We start from the raw sequence: 17,142 nt of genomic DNA, 5'->3' as shown, positions 1-17,142 counted from the left end.
GGTGTTGCTGTGTATACAGCAGAATTGAAAAGTAGAGCAAAGGAGCAATTAAAAGGTAATTGGGCAATTGCAATAGGAACGGTATTAGTTGCAAATATAATAATGCAAGCTAATACAGTCTTCAAGGTTATTTCAAATTTAGATTCTGATGGTTTGACCTATTCTTTAGATTTAGTGGTATTACTATTAAGTGGAGTTATATCAGTTGGTTTATGTAGATTTTTATTAGACTTAGCAACTAAGAGAAGTGAGCCTAAATTTAATACCTTATTTTCAAGTTTTAATATATATTTAAAAACATTAGGTTTGAGCTTATTAGTAACATTAGCAGTTCTTGTAGGACTTTTATTATTTATAGTACCTGGAATAATAGTATCTCTTATGTTTTCACAAGTTTTTTATATATTATCAGAAGATCCAAGTAAGTCAATTACACAATGTATAAATGAAAGTGTTAATTTAATGAAAGGACATAAGTGGGAATTATTTTATTTAGAATTAACATTTATAGGTTGGTGGTTGCTTGTAGGAATTACATTTGGAATTGCAGGACTTTGGGTAGCTCCATATAGACAATTAACAGAAGCAAATTTTTATTTATATTTAAATAATAAGTAATATTAAGGGGTTGAGGATTATATTTTATAATCTTCAACCTTTTATATATTTTATCTAACTTCTTTCTTTGCAAATTTATTACATGTAATAAAATAAGATGAAAGCAATAATGTAATAGAAATTAATACTAATAAAATAGTTAATATTAAAGGATTTAATATTATATTTATTTCAGATAATATTTCCATTAATGTAGTAGAAAATACTACTGGAAAAATTGCAATAAACATAAGAACATATCGTCCATTTTCAAAACCTATTAAAAGAGTTGCAGGCATTAATATTGAAGTGAAAAATAAGCCAATTCCTAAAGTAACTAAGGGCATAGAAGATATTGGCATAGAGGAAATTAAATCATTTACTCCTAATATTTTTACGAATGTAGATAATATTGTAGTAATTATCATGGCAATAGCAGTATTTAATAAACAATATATATATTTAGATAAAATATATTCATTTGTTTTAACTGGTAATGAATATATTAAATAATTCATTTTGCTTCTTTCTTCATAATAGGTAATAGAGTAGGTAGCTAACATTAAATACATAGCCCCTGTAAAAACAATCATAGTTGGCTGTACAATTGTAAAAAAGATTTCAAGTGCTAATATAATAAGTAAATTTTTCTTTATAGCGAGTAATGAATTAAATTGAAGTTTTAATAAGTTACCTATATTATTCATAAATTAATCCCTCCTAGTATAATATAATAAAATATCTTCAAGACTACATTTTTCATAAATTGCTTCTTCACCAAAAAGCTCATAAGCTTTTTTTCTATTAGATACTAGACCTTCAAATCCAAAAGCATTTTCCTTTAATGAAATAAAATGTTTTTTTATACTATTATCAATTAAATCCTTTTTGCTTTTAACAATTACGTGATTGTTTAAAATATTGTCTTTTTCACCTTTAAGTAGTATTTTGCCGTTGTATATCATTACTATATAATCAGCACATTTATCTAAATCTGTAGTTATATGAGTAGAATAAAAAACAGTCATATTATCAATTTCCATATGCTCTTGTATAAGTTCTAAAAATTCATTTCTTATTATAGGGTCTAAGCTAGAAGTTGGCTCATCCATTATTAATAACTTTGGATGATGAGATAAGGCCATTATAAGTTCAAATTGCTTTTTTTGACCTTTAGATAAATCTTTATAATTTTTAAATTCGTTTATCTTAAACTTTTTTATATACTTTTTATATAATTCTTCATCCCAATTAGGATAAAATTTAGAAATTATTTTATGAATGCTAGATAGCTTACTTTCTTCTAAAAATCCAGATTCATCACCTACATAAGCAATATCTTCTTTTGTTTTAGTATCTTTAGTAATATCAGTATTAAATATTTTGATTTTTCCAAAGTCAGGCTTAATCATTCCAAACAAAGATTTAATAGTAGTTGTCTTTCCAGAACCATTCGGTCCAATAAATCCTGTGATAAATCCTGTTTTTATATTAAGTTCATCTATAGTTAAGGAAAAGTTTTTATAGTTCTTTTGTAAGTTTGAGATTTCAATAGAGTTCATGTTTATACCTCCTCATAAATACTTTTAAAAATTTCAATGCATTCATCTAGTGTTAATCCTAGAGATTTAGCAGAGATTATTACAGCTTCAAGTTTATCTTCCATTTCAGCCATGGCAGCCTCTCTTAATCTTTCAGAGTTAGAAGAAGAAACAAAAGTTCCCTTTCCAACAACAGTTTCAATAAAGCCCTCTTTTTCTAGCTCTTCATAAGCTCTTTTAGAAGTTATAATACTTACTTTAAGTTCTTTTGCTAAAGATCTTATTGAAGGGAGTGGATCTCCATGCTTTAAATTTCCATTTAATATTTGATTTTTAATTTGATTTTCTATTTGTTCATAAAGTGCCACTGGTGAGGAATTGCTAATTAATATATCCAAGTGCTTACCTCCGTATATAAGTGTATATATATTATATATACATATAATATCGCTTTGATGATTAATAGTCAATAATAATTTCAAAAAAATAACAAAAAAAGAGCTATAATTATAGCTCTAAATTATTTAAGAGAAATATTTTTTCCAATGATAATACATTTAGAATTAGCTCCATGACCGATTTCTTCAGTTTTAGCAATGGGTAAATTGGAATTATTTATTATTTTAACTGCTAATTCTTCTATTGTAGGAGATATATTATTTTCCTGCATTTTGCTAAATGTGCCTAATAATAAACCACTAATTTTATTAAATACACCAATTTGTTTAAGTTGATTTAAAAAAGCAGACATAACTCCAGCTTCGCCTCCCATGCTTTCTAAAAATAAAATTTTATTTGTAAAATCAGGCATATATTTAGTGCCAGCTAATTTTAAAAGACAGCGAATATTTCCTCCAACTACTATTCCTTCTAAACTTTTTCCTTGTATAAATTTATAAGAAAAGTTAAATAAATCGTCTTTAGAATTAAATAAGCTATTTATAAAGTTACTTTTTTGGTTTTTACTATCAGAGTAAATAAGATTTCTTACTTGATAAAGATAAACTTGATTATTAGTTTGAGAATAAATAGCATTTAATACTGTAGTTAAATCACTATAACCAAAGACAGCTTTGGGATATTTAGACATATAATCATAGTCTAAATATTCTAATACTTCATTAGCTAAGTCTCCACCTGAAATATCAAAAATTGCTTTTACCTTATCATTTTTATATAAATCCATAAATGCTTCTGCTTTATCTTTAGCCAAGCCATTAAAAGGTGAATTAATTTCATAAATATATTTACTACAAATAGGATTTAAATTTAAAGATTTTAATTGCAATAAAAGACTTTCAATTTTATTTTTATTAGTTAATGGTTGACCATTAGAACAAGCTATAATACCAATACTATCACCATTTTTTAAAATATTCATATAGAAAATTACCTCCAAATAAATGTTTTTTATAATTTTACTATTAATATAAAAATTAATAAACTATATATACAAATATATATTGATTGATTATAGTATTATAAAATAGGGGGTGTTTTTATGGGATAAATGATATAGTAACATATTTAGAAGAACTTAATTTAGTTTCAATATTTTTAAGAATTTTTATGGCTATAATATTTGGTGGAATAATTGGATATGGAAGAGAAAGAGAGAGAAGACCAGCTGGGCTTAGAACTCATATACTTGTATCTATAGGTTCAACACTTGCGATGATAACTAATATTTATATGTATGATGCATATAATTTATCAAGTGATCCAACAAGGCTTGGAGCTCAAGTTATAAGTGGGGTTGGATTTTTAGGAGTTGGAACTATTATAGTAACAGGTAAAAATAAAGTAAGAGGATTAACAACTGCTGCTGGACTTTGGGCATGCTCATGTATGGGACTTGCTATTGGTGCAGGATTTTATGCTGGTGCAATAATTGGATGTTTATTTATAGCATCTGTTACTGCTGTACTTTCTAAGCTTGATAAAAAAATTAATAGAAATTCTAGAAATATTACTATATACTTTTTGGTTAATTCAACTATGGCAGTATCTAAATTGTTAGGAGAGATACAAAATACAAATGTCAGAATTAGTGACATAGAAATAAGTAATAATAATGTATCATCTAATGATTTAATTGGAGTTTTACTTGGACTTAGAATACCAACAGATATCTGTCATAATGATTTTATAGAGGAAATTAAGAATAAAAATGAAGTTATATTTATGCAAGAAATAAATTAACAAATAAAAACCTTGAAATTATTGAACTCAATAATTTCAAGGTTTTTATTTGTTAGATATATTGGTGCCGGCAGTGGGAATCGAACCCACACGGTTGCCCGCATGATTTTGAGTCATGTGCGTCTGCCAGTTCCGCCATGCCGACCTAATTAATATATTTATAATGTTAACATATACCAATTGTTTTGTCAATAAAAATAACTATTCATTAGGACAAATTTTGGAATAAAAGTAATATAGAACAAATTGTAGAAAAATATCATATATTGCTTATATGATGATAAAACTATAATTTTAAGAAAGGAACACAAGGTTATGGGATGGTTTACAAGTTTAAATACTGTAGTACAAGGCTTATTGGCTACAGTATTTACATGGTTTATAACAGCACTAGGCGCATGTTTAGTATTCTTCTTTAAGACTGTTGATAAAAAAGTTTTAAATTGTATGCTGGGGTTTGGTGCAGGGGTAATGGTTGCAGCAAGTTTCTGGTCATTATTAAATCCAGCAATAGAGTTATGTTCAGAATTGGGATATAGCCAAATTGTTTTACCTGCTATAGGCTTTTTATCAGGAGGAATATTTATAATATTAGCTGATAAAATGATGGATAAATATTCATATGGTGTAATAACTGAAAATGATGAAATAAAGAAAGATTCTGTAGTACAAAAGTATAAGAAAAGTATACTGTTAGTAGTTGCAGTTACCCTTCATAACATACCAGAAGGATTAGCAGTAGGTGTAGCCTTTGGAGGTGTAGCAGCTGGAATACCATCTGCATCAATAGGAGCAGCTATAAGTTTAGCTTTAGGAATAGGGCTTCAAAACTTTCCAGAAGGAGCAGCAGTTTCCTTGCCACTAAGAAGAGAAGGCTTATCAAGAGGAAAAAGTTTTTTTTACGGACAAGCATCAGGAATAGTAGAGCCAATAGCTGGAGTTTTAGGTGCAATAGCAGCTATAACAATTAGAAGTATGCTTCCATTTTTCTTAGCTTTTTCAGCAGGGGCTATGGTTTCAGTTGTAGGATCAGAATTATTACCAGAAGCATCAATTGAAAATAAGGCTTTAACAACGATAGGTTTAATACTTGGCTTTATAATTATGATGATTTTAGATGTAGCATTAGGATAATAATGAGTTAAGAGATATAGTAACAATTAGATGTATATCATATAAATTACAAAAAAGTTAAGCAAAAAGATTTAGCCTTTAGGCATTATTATAAGATAGCGTCGTCCTTATTAGAAATAGCAAAAAGTTATTGTAGGGGAGACGTTATTTTTTTATATTATCTTGAGGCCATGTTAAAAAATATATTGCTAAAGGAATAATATTAACTTTTGGTGATGAATTGTGGTAATTTTGCTTTAGGTATATTTTGAAAAAATTATAAGAAATTTTAGAAATTTGTTAAAAATTTATTATTTTCGTATTGTTACAGATTGATTCATCTGTTATTATATAAGGGTAGGATAGATTTATCCCCAGTGGGGTAAATCTTGACCCAGTTAAGTACAGCCTATTTATACATAGTATTTAGGATAAACTATAACTAATATTAATTAGGGAGGAATAAATATAATGATGTATTCAAAAGAAGTTGAAGAAATGTGCGTTGTTGCTAAAGGCGCTAATCATGCATGTGCTCCAATTCCAGTTGAAGGAAAATGGGTACAAGCTACACAAATATCAGATATTTCAGGGTTAACTCACGGAATCGGTTGGTGTGCACCTCAACAAGGAGCTTGTAAATTAACTTTAAACGTTAAAGGTGGAGTTATCCAAGAAGCATTAGTTGAAACAGTTGGATGTTCAGGAATGACTCACTCTGCTGCTATGGCTTCAGAAATATTACCAGGAAGAACTATATTAGAAGCTTTAAACACAGACTTAGTTTGTGATGCTATAAATACAGCAATGAGAGAATTATTCTTACAAATCGTATACGGAAGATCTCAAACTGCTTTCTCTGAAGGTGGATTACCAATCGGAGCTGGTTTAGAAGATTTAGGTAAGGGATTAAGATCTCAAGTTGGTACTACTTACGGAACTCTTGATAAAGGTCCTAGATACTTAGAAATGGCAGAAGGATACATTACTAAAATCGCTTTAGATGAAGATAATGAAATCATCGGTTATAAGTTCGTTCACCTAGGAAAAATGATGGAAATGATCGGTAAAGGAATGGATGCTAACGAAGCATTAGAAAAAGCTGCAGGTCAATACGGAAGAGTTGCTGACGCTGTTAAATTAATCGATCCAAGACACGAATAATTTGTAAGGAGGAATTTAATCATGGCATTATTTGAAAGTTATGAAAGAAGAATAGGACAAATCACTCCAGTATTAGAAAAATACGGAATGAAGACATTAGAAGATGCTAAAGCTGTATGTGATGCATACGGAATAGATCCATATACAATAGTTAAAGAAACTCAACCAATCGCATTCGAAAATGCTGCTTGGGCTTACGTTTTAGGTGCTGCAATCGCTATAAAGAAGGGTTGCACTAAGGCTGCTGATGCTGCTGAAGCTATCGGAGAAGGGTTACAAGCTTTCTGTATCCCAGGTTCTGTTGCTGATGACAGAAAAGTTGGTTTAGGACACGGTAACTTAGGAGCTATGCTTTTAAGAGAAGAAACTAAGTGTTTCGCATTCTTAGCAGGTCACGAATCTTTCGCTGCTGCTGAAGGTGCTATTAAAATAGCTGAAAAAGCTAACAAAGTAAGAAAAGAGCCATTAAGAGTTATCTTAAATGGTCTTGGAAAAGATGCTGCTAAGATAATTTCAAGAATTAACGGATTTACTTATGTTGAAACTAAATTTGATTTCTTCACTGGTAAATTAGAAGTTGTTAATTCAAAAGCTTATTCTAACGGACCAAGAGCTAAGGTTAACTGCTACGGTTCAAACGACGTTAGAGAAGGTGTTGCTATAATGCATCACGAAGGTGTTGACGTATCAATTACTGGTAACTCAACTAACCCAACAAGATTCCAACACCCAGTTGCTGGAACATACAAGAAAGAATGTATCGAATTAGGTAAGAAATACTTCTCAGTTGCATCAGGTGGTGGTACTGGAAGAACTCTTCACCCAGATAACATGGCTGCAGGTCCAGCTTCTTACGGTATGACAGATACTATGGGAAGAATGCACTCAGATGCTCAATTCGCTGGTTCTTCATCAGTTCCTGCTCACGTTGAAATGATGGGTCTTATCGGTGCTGGTAACAACCCAATGGTTGGTATGACTGTTGCTGTTGCTGTTGCTGTAGAAGAGCATGCAAAATAATATGCTTTAAAGTATATAAAATAAAATACCAATGTAAGTTAATTTACATTGGTATTTTTTTATTCTTATAATTTATAAAATTTTATAATACATAACTTCAATATAATCACTAAATTTTTGAGTTTTTTCTGTTAATATAAATCCATGCTTTTCGTAAAATTTACGTGCCCTATGATTTTCTTTAAATACCCATAACATTACTTTATTAAATCCAGAATTCTTAATGTCTTTTAATATATAATTCATCATTTCTGTTCCATAACCCTTTCTCCAGTTATTACATAGACTATGAATACATATAATTTCTGCGTATCCTTTCATTTCTTCATCTCTAGATTTATCCCAATATGCCATACAATGGGGAATTTCATTGATTGTTAATATAAATCCATTTGCTATATTTTCTTTTAATAATTTATTGTATAAGTTTATTGCGCTATTTATATCAGTATATTTTTCTAAGTCCTCTTTAGATAAAATTTCTTTAAATGCACTTTTCCATGATTCAGTTTGAATTAATGCTAATGTATTAGCATCATCAATTTTTACTTTTTGTATATTTATAGTTTTGTCCATGAAGTTCTCCTTTAAGTTTTTATGATATTAATATTTTTCTGAATTTAATTATTAATAGATTAATGAATAATGAAGTGTATTATATTGAAATAGAGAAAATTTAATTTTTTAAATATAGTGGACTTTTTTTTATAGTTTATTTTCAATATAATATATAATATTTATCGTATTGAAATTTTTATTATATATAAATTTATAATTATTATATAGTGAAAGTTATTATTAAATATTTAAGTTAAATTAATTTTATATAAATATTATATATTCCAATGTTAGGGAAGTAAATAATAGGAGGTTATCATGAATGTATTTACTGACAATCAGATAGATAATATAATAGATATTATTAATTATTTAGATTTAGTATAATAATTATTATTTAAGTTTGGAAGGAAATAAAAATGAATATACAAATATTTGGAACAAAGAAGTGTAATGATACTAAAAAGGCAGAAAGATTTTTTAAGGAAAGAAGAATAAAATATCACTTCATAGACTTAAAGGAAAAGTCATTAAGTAAAGGTGAGCTTCAAAGTGTAAAAAAATCAGTTGGATTGGAGAATTTAATAAATAAAAATTCAAAAGACTATAAAAAATTAAATATGGACAAAATAAGAGGTGCAGAAACTAGAGAAGATATGCTTTTAAAAAATCCATCGCTTTATATGACACCAATAGTTAGAAATGGAAAAGAAGCTACAGTTGGAAATAATCCAGAGGTATGGAAAAGCTGGGAGTAAAAACTCCCAACCTTTTAATTAAATGCATTATAAATTGCATTAATACCTTTTTCAAAATCATCATTTTCAATTCCAACTAATACATTTATTTCGCTAGAACCTTGGTCAATCATTCGTATATTTATATTAGCTTCAGCAAGAGCTGTAAATATTTTAGCGGCAACCCCTTTGCTATAGGCCATACCATTTCCTACAGTTGCAATTAAAGCCATATTAGGATAAACAACTACAGAATCAGGATTACAACATCTTTTAATTTCTTCAACAATAATTTCAGTTTTATTTTTTAAATTAGAATCAGAAATGACAACACTTACAGAATCAATGCCAGATGGCATATTTTCAAATGAAACACCATGCTGTTCTAAGACAGTAAGGACTTTTCTGCAAAAGCCAAGTTCAGAGTTCATCATAGATTTTTCTATTGATAAAACAGTAAAGTTTTGCTTTCCAGCAATACCAGTAATGGTATTTTCATGTTTAGTTTCATTTTTTACTATAAGTGTTCCTTCGTTTTCTGGTTCATTTGTATTTCTAATATTAATTGGAATTCCAGAATTTTTTACAGGGAAAACGGCTTCTTCATGTAAAACAGAAGCTCCCATGTATGATAATTCTCTAAGTTCACCATAAGTTATAGTTTTAATTTTTTTTGGGTTATTAACAATTCTAGGATCTGCCATTAAAAATCCTGAAACATCAGTCCAATTTTCATAAAGTTTTGCATTTATGCTTGCTGCAACTAAAGCACCTGTTATATCAGAACCACCTCTAGAGAAAGTCACTATTTCTCCATTTTCATCAGAGCCGTAAAAGCCAGGAATAACAGCGCATTTATGTTGAGATAGCTTGTCTTTAAGTAAGCTATAGGTTTCATTAATATTTAAGCTACCAAATTTATTAAATTTAATTACGTCTTTTGCATCAATAAAATCAATATCTAAATAGTTAGCAAGAATTATTCCATTAAGGTATTCACCTCTACTTGCAGTGTAGTCTTCAGATGCACCATTTTCTATATCAGTTTTAATTATGTTTAAATAGTAATCTAAGTTTAAGTTTAAATTAAGTTCAGAAACTATAGAATGATATCTATCAGATATTAATTGAAACACATCATCTAAAGGAATACTTGAATTTACATGTGCATGACATAAGTATAGTAAATCCGTTATTTTAAAGTCCTTAGAAAATCTTTTTCCAGGTGCTGATGGAATAACAAATTTTCTGTTAGAATTATTTTCTATAATTTTTTTTACTTTTTTAAAATGTGCTGAGTCTGCTAATGAACTGCCACCAAACTTTGTTACAATAGTTTCCATGTTTTTGCCCCCCTAATTTAAAAGTTAAAAATAACCTTAATAATTATATTAACAATAATTTATAAAAAACTCAATTATATACAAATGATATAAGGAAAATTTGTGGTAATATACCAGTTAAAATGTTATTAAAATGACATAAATTCATAGTATAATAAGGGTGTAGTATTATATATTAAGTTTTAATAGAAAACTTTAACTATATTTAAAATTTATGGGGAGATGTAAATAAATGGACAAGTTTCTGGTAGACAGAATACAAGTGACAATTGACAACTATAGGTTAGCAAAAGAAGAATTAAGAAATGATGGTGATGTTATAAATCATTTTGCATCATTAGTATTTTCGCACTACGAAAAGACAATACCAGTTGAAAGAATTAAAGAAATTAGAAGAAATATTAAATCAGCAACAACAATCATGTCACCTTTCAGGGGGGATACCTTAAATATAATTTCATTACTAATAGCAACAGTTGATAATGAAGATGAACTTATTGAAGATATTTATGAAACAATGGAAATTTTGGAAGAAGAGGGATTTTTATCTGATTCATATTTAGCTTTAACAGCATTTACAATTAGTAAATATTGTAAATATAAAGATAAGAGAGAAATAATAGAGAAAATAAAGGAATTGTATATAATACTTAAAGAAAAGTATAGTAATATAACTAGTGATGATGATTATTTACTTTGTACGTTATGGGTTATTAATAATATTCAAGCAGAGACTATAGATGATTTTATAGAGAATATATTTAATCATATTGCGGATTCTAATATAAGATCAAAAAATGGAATACAAGGTTTAGCTAATGCAATAATATTAAATGGTTCATCTGGTGAAATGTATAGAACTATGGAATTTATGATACAACTTAAAAAAAGAAATATAAAATTAGCAAATCAGTTTTTACCTTTACTTGGAGTAGTGAGTAATTATAATCCAAGAAGGAATGTAGATATTGTTGAGGGTGTTATTGAATATTTATGTGATGAAGAGGGAGAATATGAATATTATATAGATAAGGGTTTTAGAACTATAATTGCAATAGTAATTATATCTTTTTGTACTATGACTGATAAGAAAAGATATATTGATGAACTATTAGCTCATGGAATATTATCTTTTATTAATAGTAAAAATAAAGGAATTTTTGAAGAAGTATTATAGTAGTTTAAATAATTTAAAAATAATTATAAAAATCTTTCCAATATGATATGCATCAATTATAATAAATAAGAACTACTTAAGAAAAATTTTTTATAAATGGAGGTACTATAATGGATAAAGCACAAATAGCTAAAATGATTGACCACACAATATTAAAGCCAGAAGCAACTGAAAAGGAAATTTTAAAACTTTGCAAGGAAGCAGTAGAATATAACTTTGCTTCAGTTTGTATAAATCCATCAATGGTTTCTGTTGCAGCTACTGCATTAGAAGGAACTGATATTGATGTTTGTACTGTAATAGGATTTCCTTTAGGAGCAACTACTACAGAGGTTAAAGCCTTTGAAACAAAGGATGTTATTGAAAAAGGTGCTACAGAAGTTGATATGGTTATCAATGTAGGTAAGTTAAAGGAAAGAGATTTAGAATATGTTAAAAATGATATAAAAGCAGTTGTTGAAGCAGCTAAAGGTAAAGCTTTAACAAAAGTAATAATAGAAACTTGTCTTTTAACAGATGAAGAAAAAGTTATAGCTTGTAAGTTATCAAAAGAAGCTGGAGCTGATTTTGTTAAGACATCAACTGGATTCTCAACAGGTGGTGCAACAGCAGCAGACATTAAATTAATGAGAGAAACTGTTGGGCAAGATATGGGAGTAAAAGCATCTGGTGGAGTTAGAAGCAGAGAAGATGCTTTAACAATGATTGAAAATGGAGCAAATAGAATAGGAGCATCAGCTTCAATTGCTATTTGTGAAGGAACTACATCAAATTCAAATTATTAAAATAAATATACAAAAAGGAAGCATATATACGCTTCCTTTTTATTATATTTAAGAATATAGCATACTTTTTAATATTGCCTAAATAAATATTGTATATATATGTTTATAAAAAAGGGGAGACGAATTGAATTAATAGTTTCTAACCTTAGATTGGGGGAGGTGAAGGGGTATGAAAAGAGAATTAACTCCATCAGAAATAATATTTAAACTAGATGAAGCGGGGATTAATAATGAAAAGTGCACAAATGGTATTAAGGAATTTAATGATGCTTATAAAAGAATTGAGAGGGCAATCAATATAGATAAAGAGGGTTATAATCTTTATTTAATAGATACCTTTTCAAAGGATAAATTAAAGGAGTTAACTACATTTATAGAAAAAAAATATAAGGATTTAGAAGCGCCAAAGGATATATGTTATGTAACTTTAGAAGATGTCAATAGACCAGAAGCAATTTTTGTTACAAATGGGAAGGGTAAAAAATTAAAAGAAACAGTAGAGGATATAAAAAATGCTTATTTAGAAGCAGTAGATGATTTTTATGGTGATTCTAATAATGATGAAAAAGATTATTTAGTAGAAGATATTCAAAATAAAAGAAATAGTTATATTAGTGAATTAACTAAAATGGCAAAAGAAGAAGGTTTTGAAGTTAAAGCAACTAATAAGGGATTTGCATTTATACCTTTAAGTGGTGATGAAGCAATGACAGAAAAAGAGTATGATGAATTAGAAGATGAAAACAAAAATGTTATTGTTGCAAAGGCAGGAACATTAAAAAAGAAAGCTGAAGCTATTTTAGAAGAATTAAAGGATATTGAAGTTAAGTCTATAAAAAAATTAAAGAAGATTTATTCAAAATTTTTAGCAACTCAAATGGAAGAAGAAAAAGATAGTGCTCTTTTAGAGTTTATAACTGATGATGATTCATATGAATATTTAGAGCGTTTATTTACTTGTATAGAAGAAGACTTAATAGAATGTTATACCATGAGCATAGAAGATGATGAAAACGAAATATATGAAGTTTTAAATAAATATGATGTTAGAGTAATTGTAGATAATACAAATAATTCTTCACCACCTGTAATTTTTGAAGAAGATCCTAATTTAAATAACTTAATAGGATTAATAGAATATGAAAATCATAATGGAATGTATACAACCAATATTTCACTTATAAATGCAGGTTCAATTTTAAAGGCAAATGAAGGATGTCTTATTTTAAGATTAAGCTCATTAGCGGCAAATCCATTAAGTTATTATTATTTAAAGAAAATTTTACTTTCAAATATGGTTTCTTTTGATACTAATAAGAGTTATTTAGAATTTATAAATATAAATGGATTAAAGCCAAAGCCTATTCCAGTAAAGTTTAAGGTAATATTAATAGGTGATTATGAAACTTATGATCTTTTATATAATTCTGATGAAGATTTTAAAAAGTTATTTCCTTTAAGAGCAGAGTTTTCTTCTGTAGTAAAGGTAAATAATGATTCAATAATAGAATTAAAAAATAGAATTGAAAATAAAATTAGAATAAATGAATTATTTAATGTTAGTAATGAAGCTATAGATGAAATGCTAAAATATTTATGCAGAAAAAGTAGTAGCAGAAATAGGATACTTGCAGATGAAGACACTATAGATAAATTATTAGTGTTAGCTAACAATTCAGCTAAGGAAAGAAAAAGTATAATTATAACAGAAGAAGATATTCTAAATGTTGCCTATGAAGAAGAACTAATAGAAAGTGAAATAATGAGTATGTATGAAGACAATAAGATATTAATTAGTGTTAAGGATAGAAAAATTGGAGCAATAAATGCACTTGCTGTACTTGATAGTGGATATTGTACTTTTGGAAAGCCTATGAGAATTAGTTGTGTTGCGTGTAAGGGATCAGGTAGAATAGTTGATATTCAAAAAGAAAGCAATTTAAGTGGAAAGATTCATGAAAAATCAATAAGTATACTTAAAGGATTATTAACTAATTTATTAAATCCTTATGAAACAATACCAGTGGATTTTCATTTAAGTTTTGAACAGACTTATGGAATGGTAGAAGGGGATAGTGCTTCAGTTGCAGAAATTATATGTATTCTTTCAGCTTTAAGCAAAAAAGGAATAAGTCAAAATATTGCAGTGACAGGTTCTATAAATCAATTTGGAGATGTTCAACCTATTGGTGGAGTGAATGAAAAAATTGAGGGATTCTTTAAGGTATGTAGTATGTTAGATACTATAGATGGAAAGGGAGTATTAATACCTGAAGGCAATAAAGACGAAATAATATTAAAAGCAGAAGTAGAAAAGGCAGTTGAAGAAGGCAGATTCCACATTTACACAATGAGTACGTTAAATGATGCAATTGAAACTCTTTTATTAGAAGAGGAAGATGATATAGATAGTTTTTATGAAAATTTACAAAATGAACTTGATAAGTATAAAGAAAAGCCAAGAGTTGTTAAAGCTTAGTATTAAAAAATATAAAGTTAAAATTAAAGAAATAATTTTGTAAAGATGTTGTATTTTTTTATTTATAATACAGCATCTTTATTTTTTATATATTATTATGAAGTATATGTAAAAAAATAATAATATTTAAATAATAACCATAAAAGGGAAAAATAGATTGACGACAAAATAAATATTATGTTAAAATTATGGAAAAAGAAGGAAGATGGGAGGGTACTCTAATTATTAGTTTTAGAGTTTATTATTATGTTTTTAAAGTTTAATAAGTTTGATGATAAATTAGTTGTTACACTTGTTGGAGAATTAGATCATCATAGTGCAGAAGAAGTTAGAGTTAAGATAGACGATAGAATTGAAAGAGATAACATAAAAAAGGTTGTTATGGATTTTAAGGAAGTAACATTTATGGACAGCTCAGGAATTGGTGTTGTTATAGGAAGATTAAAAAAGGTTAAAAACAGAGACGGAAAGGTTTGTATTACAAATATTAATAAAAGAGTGGATAAAGTATTTACATTATCAGGACTTTATAAAATAATTACTGTTTATAATAATGTTAATGAAGCACTTGCAAGCATTTAATGGAGGGATTAATAACATGGAAGAAAATAGAGTATGTATAGAATTTGAAAGTAGGTCTCAAAATGAAGGATTTGCTAGAGTTGCAGTTTCAGCTTTTGTTTCTCAATTAGATCCAACTATTGAAGAAATTGCAGATGTTAAAACTGCTGTTTCTGAGGCTGTAACAAATTCTATAATTCATGGTTATGAAAATTATGAAAAAGGTATAATTAAAATAGAATCTGCAATCTATGGAAGAGAAGTATCTATTATTATTACTGACTATGGTAAGGGAATAGATGATGTTAATCAAGCTAGAGAACCTCTTTATACTTCAAGACCAGACCTTGAAAGATCAGGAATGGGATTTACAGTTATGGAAAGCTTTATGGATAGTTTAGAGGTAGAAAGTCAAGAAGGTAAAGGTACTAGAATTGTTATGACAAAAAAATTTAATTAGCGTGTTAGGGGAGATTTATGGAAAAGGGTAAAGTAAAAAAAGAAAAGTTAAGCTATGAGGATAACTCACAATTATTACCCTTAGCCAAAGCAGGAGATGCAGAGGCTATGAACATGCTCATAGAAGCAAATTTACCTTTAGTAACTTCTATAAGTAAAAAGTTTATAAATAGAGGGTATGATTATGAGGATATTTATCAAATAGGATGCATGGGTCTTGTTAAGGCAATTAACAATTTTGATGATAATTATAATGTTAAGTTCTCAACTTATGCTGTTCCAATGATAATTGGAGAAATAAAGAGATTCCTTAGAGATGATGGAATTATAAAGGTAAGTAGAAATGTTAAGAGCTTAGCTAAAAAACTTCATTTTGATAAGGAAGCTTTAACTAAAAAATTAAATAGAGATCCAAGCATAGAAGAACTAGCTGAATTTTCTGGAATAAATAAAGAAGAAATATTATTTGCATTAGAATCATCTGCAAGTATGCAATATCTTTATGAGGTAATTCATCAAGATGATGGAGCACCAGTTTTATTAATTGATAAACTAAGTGAAAATGCTGCAGAGGATAAAAATTTAACTGAAAAAATAGCTTTAAAGGAAGCTTTAAATAATTTGGATACAAAATCTAGACAAATTATTATATTAAGATATTTTAAAGATAAAACACAAATACAAGTAGCAAAGATGTTAGGAATAAGCCAAGTTCAAGTATCAAGAATAGAAAAGAAGGTACTTGGTGAAATGAGAAAACAATTAGATGAAGGATGAACCTAAGAAAATGTATAAATTAATAAAATATAAAGTTTTTAAATAAGTCCACATTAAATAATAGAAATTATTTAATGTGGACTTATTTTTTTCACATTTAATTTAAATTAAGAGGAATAATAAATTTATGGAAGAAAGGAGACGAAATATATGGGAAAAATGGCTAAAGAAGAAAAGGTAATAATTAAAGATTTTCAAAAAATTTCAAAGCAAATGGAACCTAAACCTAAATATTTTAAAAATATATTAATGGCGTTTTTAGTTGGAGGAGCTATATGTACCTTAGGGCAGTTTATATTAAATATGCTAATAAAATTTGGCATAGAGGAAGAAACTGCAAAATTATGGTTACCAATAATAATGATATTTATTGGAGCATTATTAACAGGACTAGGAGTTTATGATAAGATAGCAAGATTTGCTGGTGCTGGTACTGTAGTTCCTATTACGGGCTTTTCTAACGCAGTAGTATCTCCTGCAATAGAATTTAAAAAAGAAGGTTTTGTTTTTGGAGTAGCTGCTAAGATGTTTACTATTGCAGGTCCTGTATTAGTTTATGGTATAGGAACATCAGTAATAATAGGCCTAGTATATTATTTTTTAGGACTTATGGGAATTGTTTAAATTGG

At 27.9% G+C, this 17,142-nt stretch carries 19 protein-coding genes and 1 tRNA gene; 13 read left to right on the top strand and 7 right to left on the bottom strand.

Annotation, left to right across the window (positions count from 1 at the left end):
- The first annotated feature begins 9 nt into the window (after positions 1-9).
- A complete protein-coding gene (locus QZ321_RS05535) occupies positions 10-618 on the top strand; it encodes a DUF975 family protein (protein WP_291742328.1) in 609 nt (202 codons plus the stop codon).
- A gap of 50 nt (positions 619-668) precedes the next feature.
- Here the strand turns inward: QZ321_RS05535 and QZ321_RS05530 are convergent, their stop codons facing one another.
- From QZ321_RS05530 to QZ321_RS05515, 4 genes are all read right to left on the bottom strand, one after another.
- On the bottom strand, positions 669-1,304 hold the full coding sequence (locus tag QZ321_RS05530) for an ABC-2 transporter permease (protein ID WP_291742331.1): 636 nt from the start codon (positions 1,302-1,304) through the stop codon (positions 669-671).
- Positions 1,305-1,307: 3 nt separating this feature from the next.
- Positions 1,308-2,159, bottom strand: a complete 852-nt coding sequence (locus QZ321_RS05525) for an ABC transporter ATP-binding protein (RefSeq protein ID WP_291742334.1) — start codon at positions 2,157-2,159, stop codon at positions 1,308-1,310.
- Positions 2,160-2,161: 2 nt separating this feature from the next.
- Entirely contained in the window at positions 2,162-2,536 is a 375-nt protein-coding gene (locus QZ321_RS05520; protein WP_291746124.1) for a GntR family transcriptional regulator, read from the bottom strand.
- 122 nt (positions 2,537-2,658) lie between these two features.
- On the bottom strand, positions 2,659-3,519 hold the full coding sequence (locus QZ321_RS05515) for an LD-carboxypeptidase (RefSeq protein ID WP_291742906.1): 861 nt from the start codon (positions 3,517-3,519) through the stop codon (positions 2,659-2,661).
- 125 nt (positions 3,520-3,644) lie between these two features.
- Here QZ321_RS05515 and QZ321_RS05510 point away from each other — a divergent pair, with 125 nt between their 5' ends.
- Positions 3,645-4,340: an MgtC/SapB family protein gene (locus tag QZ321_RS05510; RefSeq protein ID WP_347282910.1), complete on the top strand. Its 696-nt coding sequence runs from the start codon at positions 3,645-3,647 to the stop codon at positions 4,338-4,340.
- Positions 4,341-4,402: 62 nt separating this feature from the next.
- On the opposite strand, the gene QZ321_RS05505 is transcribed toward QZ321_RS05510, so the two are convergent.
- Positions 4,403-4,485: transfer RNA gene (locus tag QZ321_RS05505), tRNA-Leu, on the bottom strand.
- A gap of 170 nt (positions 4,486-4,655) precedes the next feature.
- On the opposite strand from QZ321_RS05505, the gene QZ321_RS05500 reads away from it, so the two are divergent.
- The 3 genes from QZ321_RS05500 to QZ321_RS05490 all read left to right on the top strand — a co-directional run bounded on the left by QZ321_RS05500 (position 4,656) and on the right by QZ321_RS05490 (position 7,637).
- The gene (locus QZ321_RS05500) at positions 4,656-5,474 is read left to right on the top strand and encodes a ZIP family metal transporter (RefSeq protein ID WP_291746121.1); all 819 of its coding nucleotides are present in this window, start codon (positions 4,656-4,658) and stop codon (positions 5,472-5,474) included.
- Between the two features lie 450 nt (positions 5,475-5,924).
- Positions 5,925-6,617, top strand: a complete 693-nt coding sequence (locus QZ321_RS05495) for a hypothetical protein (RefSeq protein WP_221700721.1) — start codon at positions 5,925-5,927, stop codon at positions 6,615-6,617.
- A 21-nt stretch (positions 6,618-6,638) separates the two neighbouring features.
- Positions 6,639-7,637, top strand: a complete 999-nt coding sequence (locus tag QZ321_RS05490) for a GGGtGRT protein (protein ID WP_196001429.1) — start codon at positions 6,639-6,641, stop codon at positions 7,635-7,637.
- Between the two features lie 72 nt (positions 7,638-7,709).
- Here QZ321_RS05490 and QZ321_RS05485 read toward each other — a convergent pair whose 3' ends face one another.
- On the bottom strand, positions 7,710-8,213 hold the full coding sequence (locus tag QZ321_RS05485) for a GNAT family N-acetyltransferase (RefSeq protein WP_291746118.1): 504 nt from the start codon (positions 8,211-8,213) through the stop codon (positions 7,710-7,712).
- Between the two features lie 401 nt (positions 8,214-8,614).
- Between QZ321_RS05485 and QZ321_RS05480 the strand changes: the two genes are divergently transcribed.
- Positions 8,615-8,953 (top strand): arsenate reductase family protein, encoded by a 339-nt coding sequence (locus tag QZ321_RS05480; protein WP_291746116.1) that lies wholly within the window; start codon positions 8,615-8,617, stop codon positions 8,951-8,953.
- A 14-nt stretch (positions 8,954-8,967) separates the two neighbouring features.
- Here the strand turns inward: QZ321_RS05480 and QZ321_RS05475 are convergent, their stop codons facing one another.
- Entirely contained in the window at positions 8,968-10,275 is a 1,308-nt protein-coding gene (locus tag QZ321_RS05475; RefSeq protein WP_291746113.1) for an aspartate kinase, read from the bottom strand.
- Positions 10,276-10,507: 232 nt separating this feature from the next.
- Between QZ321_RS05475 and QZ321_RS05470 the strand changes: the two genes are divergently transcribed.
- From QZ321_RS05470 to spoVAC, 7 genes are all read left to right on the top strand, one after another.
- Positions 10,508-11,452 (top strand): DUF4003 family protein, encoded by a 945-nt coding sequence (locus tag QZ321_RS05470; protein WP_291746110.1) that lies wholly within the window; start codon positions 10,508-10,510, stop codon positions 11,450-11,452.
- Between the two features lie 110 nt (positions 11,453-11,562).
- Positions 11,563-12,237, top strand: coding sequence for a deoxyribose-phosphate aldolase (deoC, locus tag QZ321_RS05465; protein WP_291740711.1), 675 nt, complete (start codon positions 11,563-11,565; stop codon positions 12,235-12,237).
- 169 nt (positions 12,238-12,406) lie between these two features.
- Positions 12,407-14,716 (top strand): AAA family ATPase, encoded by a 2,310-nt coding sequence (locus tag QZ321_RS05460; protein WP_291746107.1) that lies wholly within the window; start codon positions 12,407-12,409, stop codon positions 14,714-14,716.
- A 246-nt stretch (positions 14,717-14,962) separates the two neighbouring features.
- Positions 14,963-15,298, top strand: coding sequence for an anti-sigma F factor antagonist (gene spoIIAA / locus QZ321_RS05455; RefSeq protein ID WP_291740713.1), 336 nt, complete (start codon positions 14,963-14,965; stop codon positions 15,296-15,298).
- A gap of 16 nt (positions 15,299-15,314) precedes the next feature.
- Entirely contained in the window at positions 15,315-15,737 is a 423-nt protein-coding gene (gene spoIIAB, locus QZ321_RS05450) for an anti-sigma F factor (RefSeq protein ID WP_291740715.1), read from the top strand.
- 17 nt (positions 15,738-15,754) lie between these two features.
- A complete protein-coding gene (gene sigF / locus QZ321_RS05445) occupies positions 15,755-16,513 on the top strand; it encodes an RNA polymerase sporulation sigma factor SigF (protein WP_291740717.1) in 759 nt (252 codons plus the stop codon).
- Between the two features lie 159 nt (positions 16,514-16,672).
- Positions 16,673-17,137, top strand: a complete 465-nt coding sequence (gene spoVAC, locus QZ321_RS05440) for a stage V sporulation protein AC (protein WP_291740742.1) — start codon at positions 16,673-16,675, stop codon at positions 17,135-17,137.
- The last annotated feature ends 5 nt before the right edge of the window (positions 17,138-17,142 follow it).

It is taken from the genome of uncultured Clostridium sp. (assembly GCF_910588715.1).
In the GTDB taxonomy this organism is placed as follows: Bacteria; Bacillota; Clostridia; order Clostridiales; family Clostridiaceae; genus Clostridium.
The sequence above is the reverse complement of the archived record's forward strand: the minus strand, read 5'-3'. Positions and strand labels throughout refer to the sequence as shown.

Coding starts and splice junctions, on each gene's coding strand:
- QZ321_RS05530 (WP_291742331.1), bottom strand. CDS start 1,304: ATGAATAATATAGGTAACTTATTAAAACTTCAATTTAATTCATTACTC.
- QZ321_RS05525 (WP_291742334.1), bottom strand. CDS start 2,159: ATGAACTCTATTGAAATCTCAAACTTACAAAAGAACTATAAAAACTTT.
- QZ321_RS05515 (WP_291742906.1), bottom strand. CDS start 3,519: ATGAATATTTTAAAAAATGGTGATAGTATTGGTATTATAGCTTGTTCT.
- QZ321_RS05500 (WP_291746121.1), top strand. CDS start 4,656: ATGGGATGGTTTACAAGTTTAAATACTGTAGTACAAGGCTTATTGGCT.
- QZ321_RS05495 (WP_221700721.1), top strand. CDS start 5,925: ATGATGTATTCAAAAGAAGTTGAAGAAATGTGCGTTGTTGCTAAAGGC.
- QZ321_RS05490 (WP_196001429.1), top strand. CDS start 6,639: ATGGCATTATTTGAAAGTTATGAAAGAAGAATAGGACAAATCACTCCA.
- QZ321_RS05485 (WP_291746118.1), bottom strand. CDS start 8,213: ATGGACAAAACTATAAATATACAAAAAGTAAAAATTGATGATGCTAAT.
- QZ321_RS05480 (WP_291746116.1), top strand. CDS start 8,615: ATGAATATACAAATATTTGGAACAAAGAAGTGTAATGATACTAAAAAG.
- QZ321_RS05475 (WP_291746113.1), bottom strand. CDS start 10,275: ATGGAAACTATTGTAACAAAGTTTGGTGGCAGTTCATTAGCAGACTCA.
- QZ321_RS05470 (WP_291746110.1), top strand. CDS start 10,508: ATGGACAAGTTTCTGGTAGACAGAATACAAGTGACAATTGACAACTAT.
- deoC (WP_291740711.1), top strand. CDS start 11,563: ATGGATAAAGCACAAATAGCTAAAATGATTGACCACACAATATTAAAG.
- QZ321_RS05460 (WP_291746107.1), top strand. CDS start 12,407: ATGAAAAGAGAATTAACTCCATCAGAAATAATATTTAAACTAGATGAA.
- spoIIAA (WP_291740713.1), top strand. CDS start 14,963: ATGTTTTTAAAGTTTAATAAGTTTGATGATAAATTAGTTGTTACACTT.
- spoIIAB (WP_291740715.1), top strand. CDS start 15,315: ATGGAAGAAAATAGAGTATGTATAGAATTTGAAAGTAGGTCTCAAAAT.
- sigF (WP_291740717.1), top strand. CDS start 15,755: ATGGAAAAGGGTAAAGTAAAAAAAGAAAAGTTAAGCTATGAGGATAAC.
- spoVAC (WP_291740742.1), top strand. CDS start 16,673: ATGGCTAAAGAAGAAAAGGTAATAATTAAAGATTTTCAAAAAATTTCA.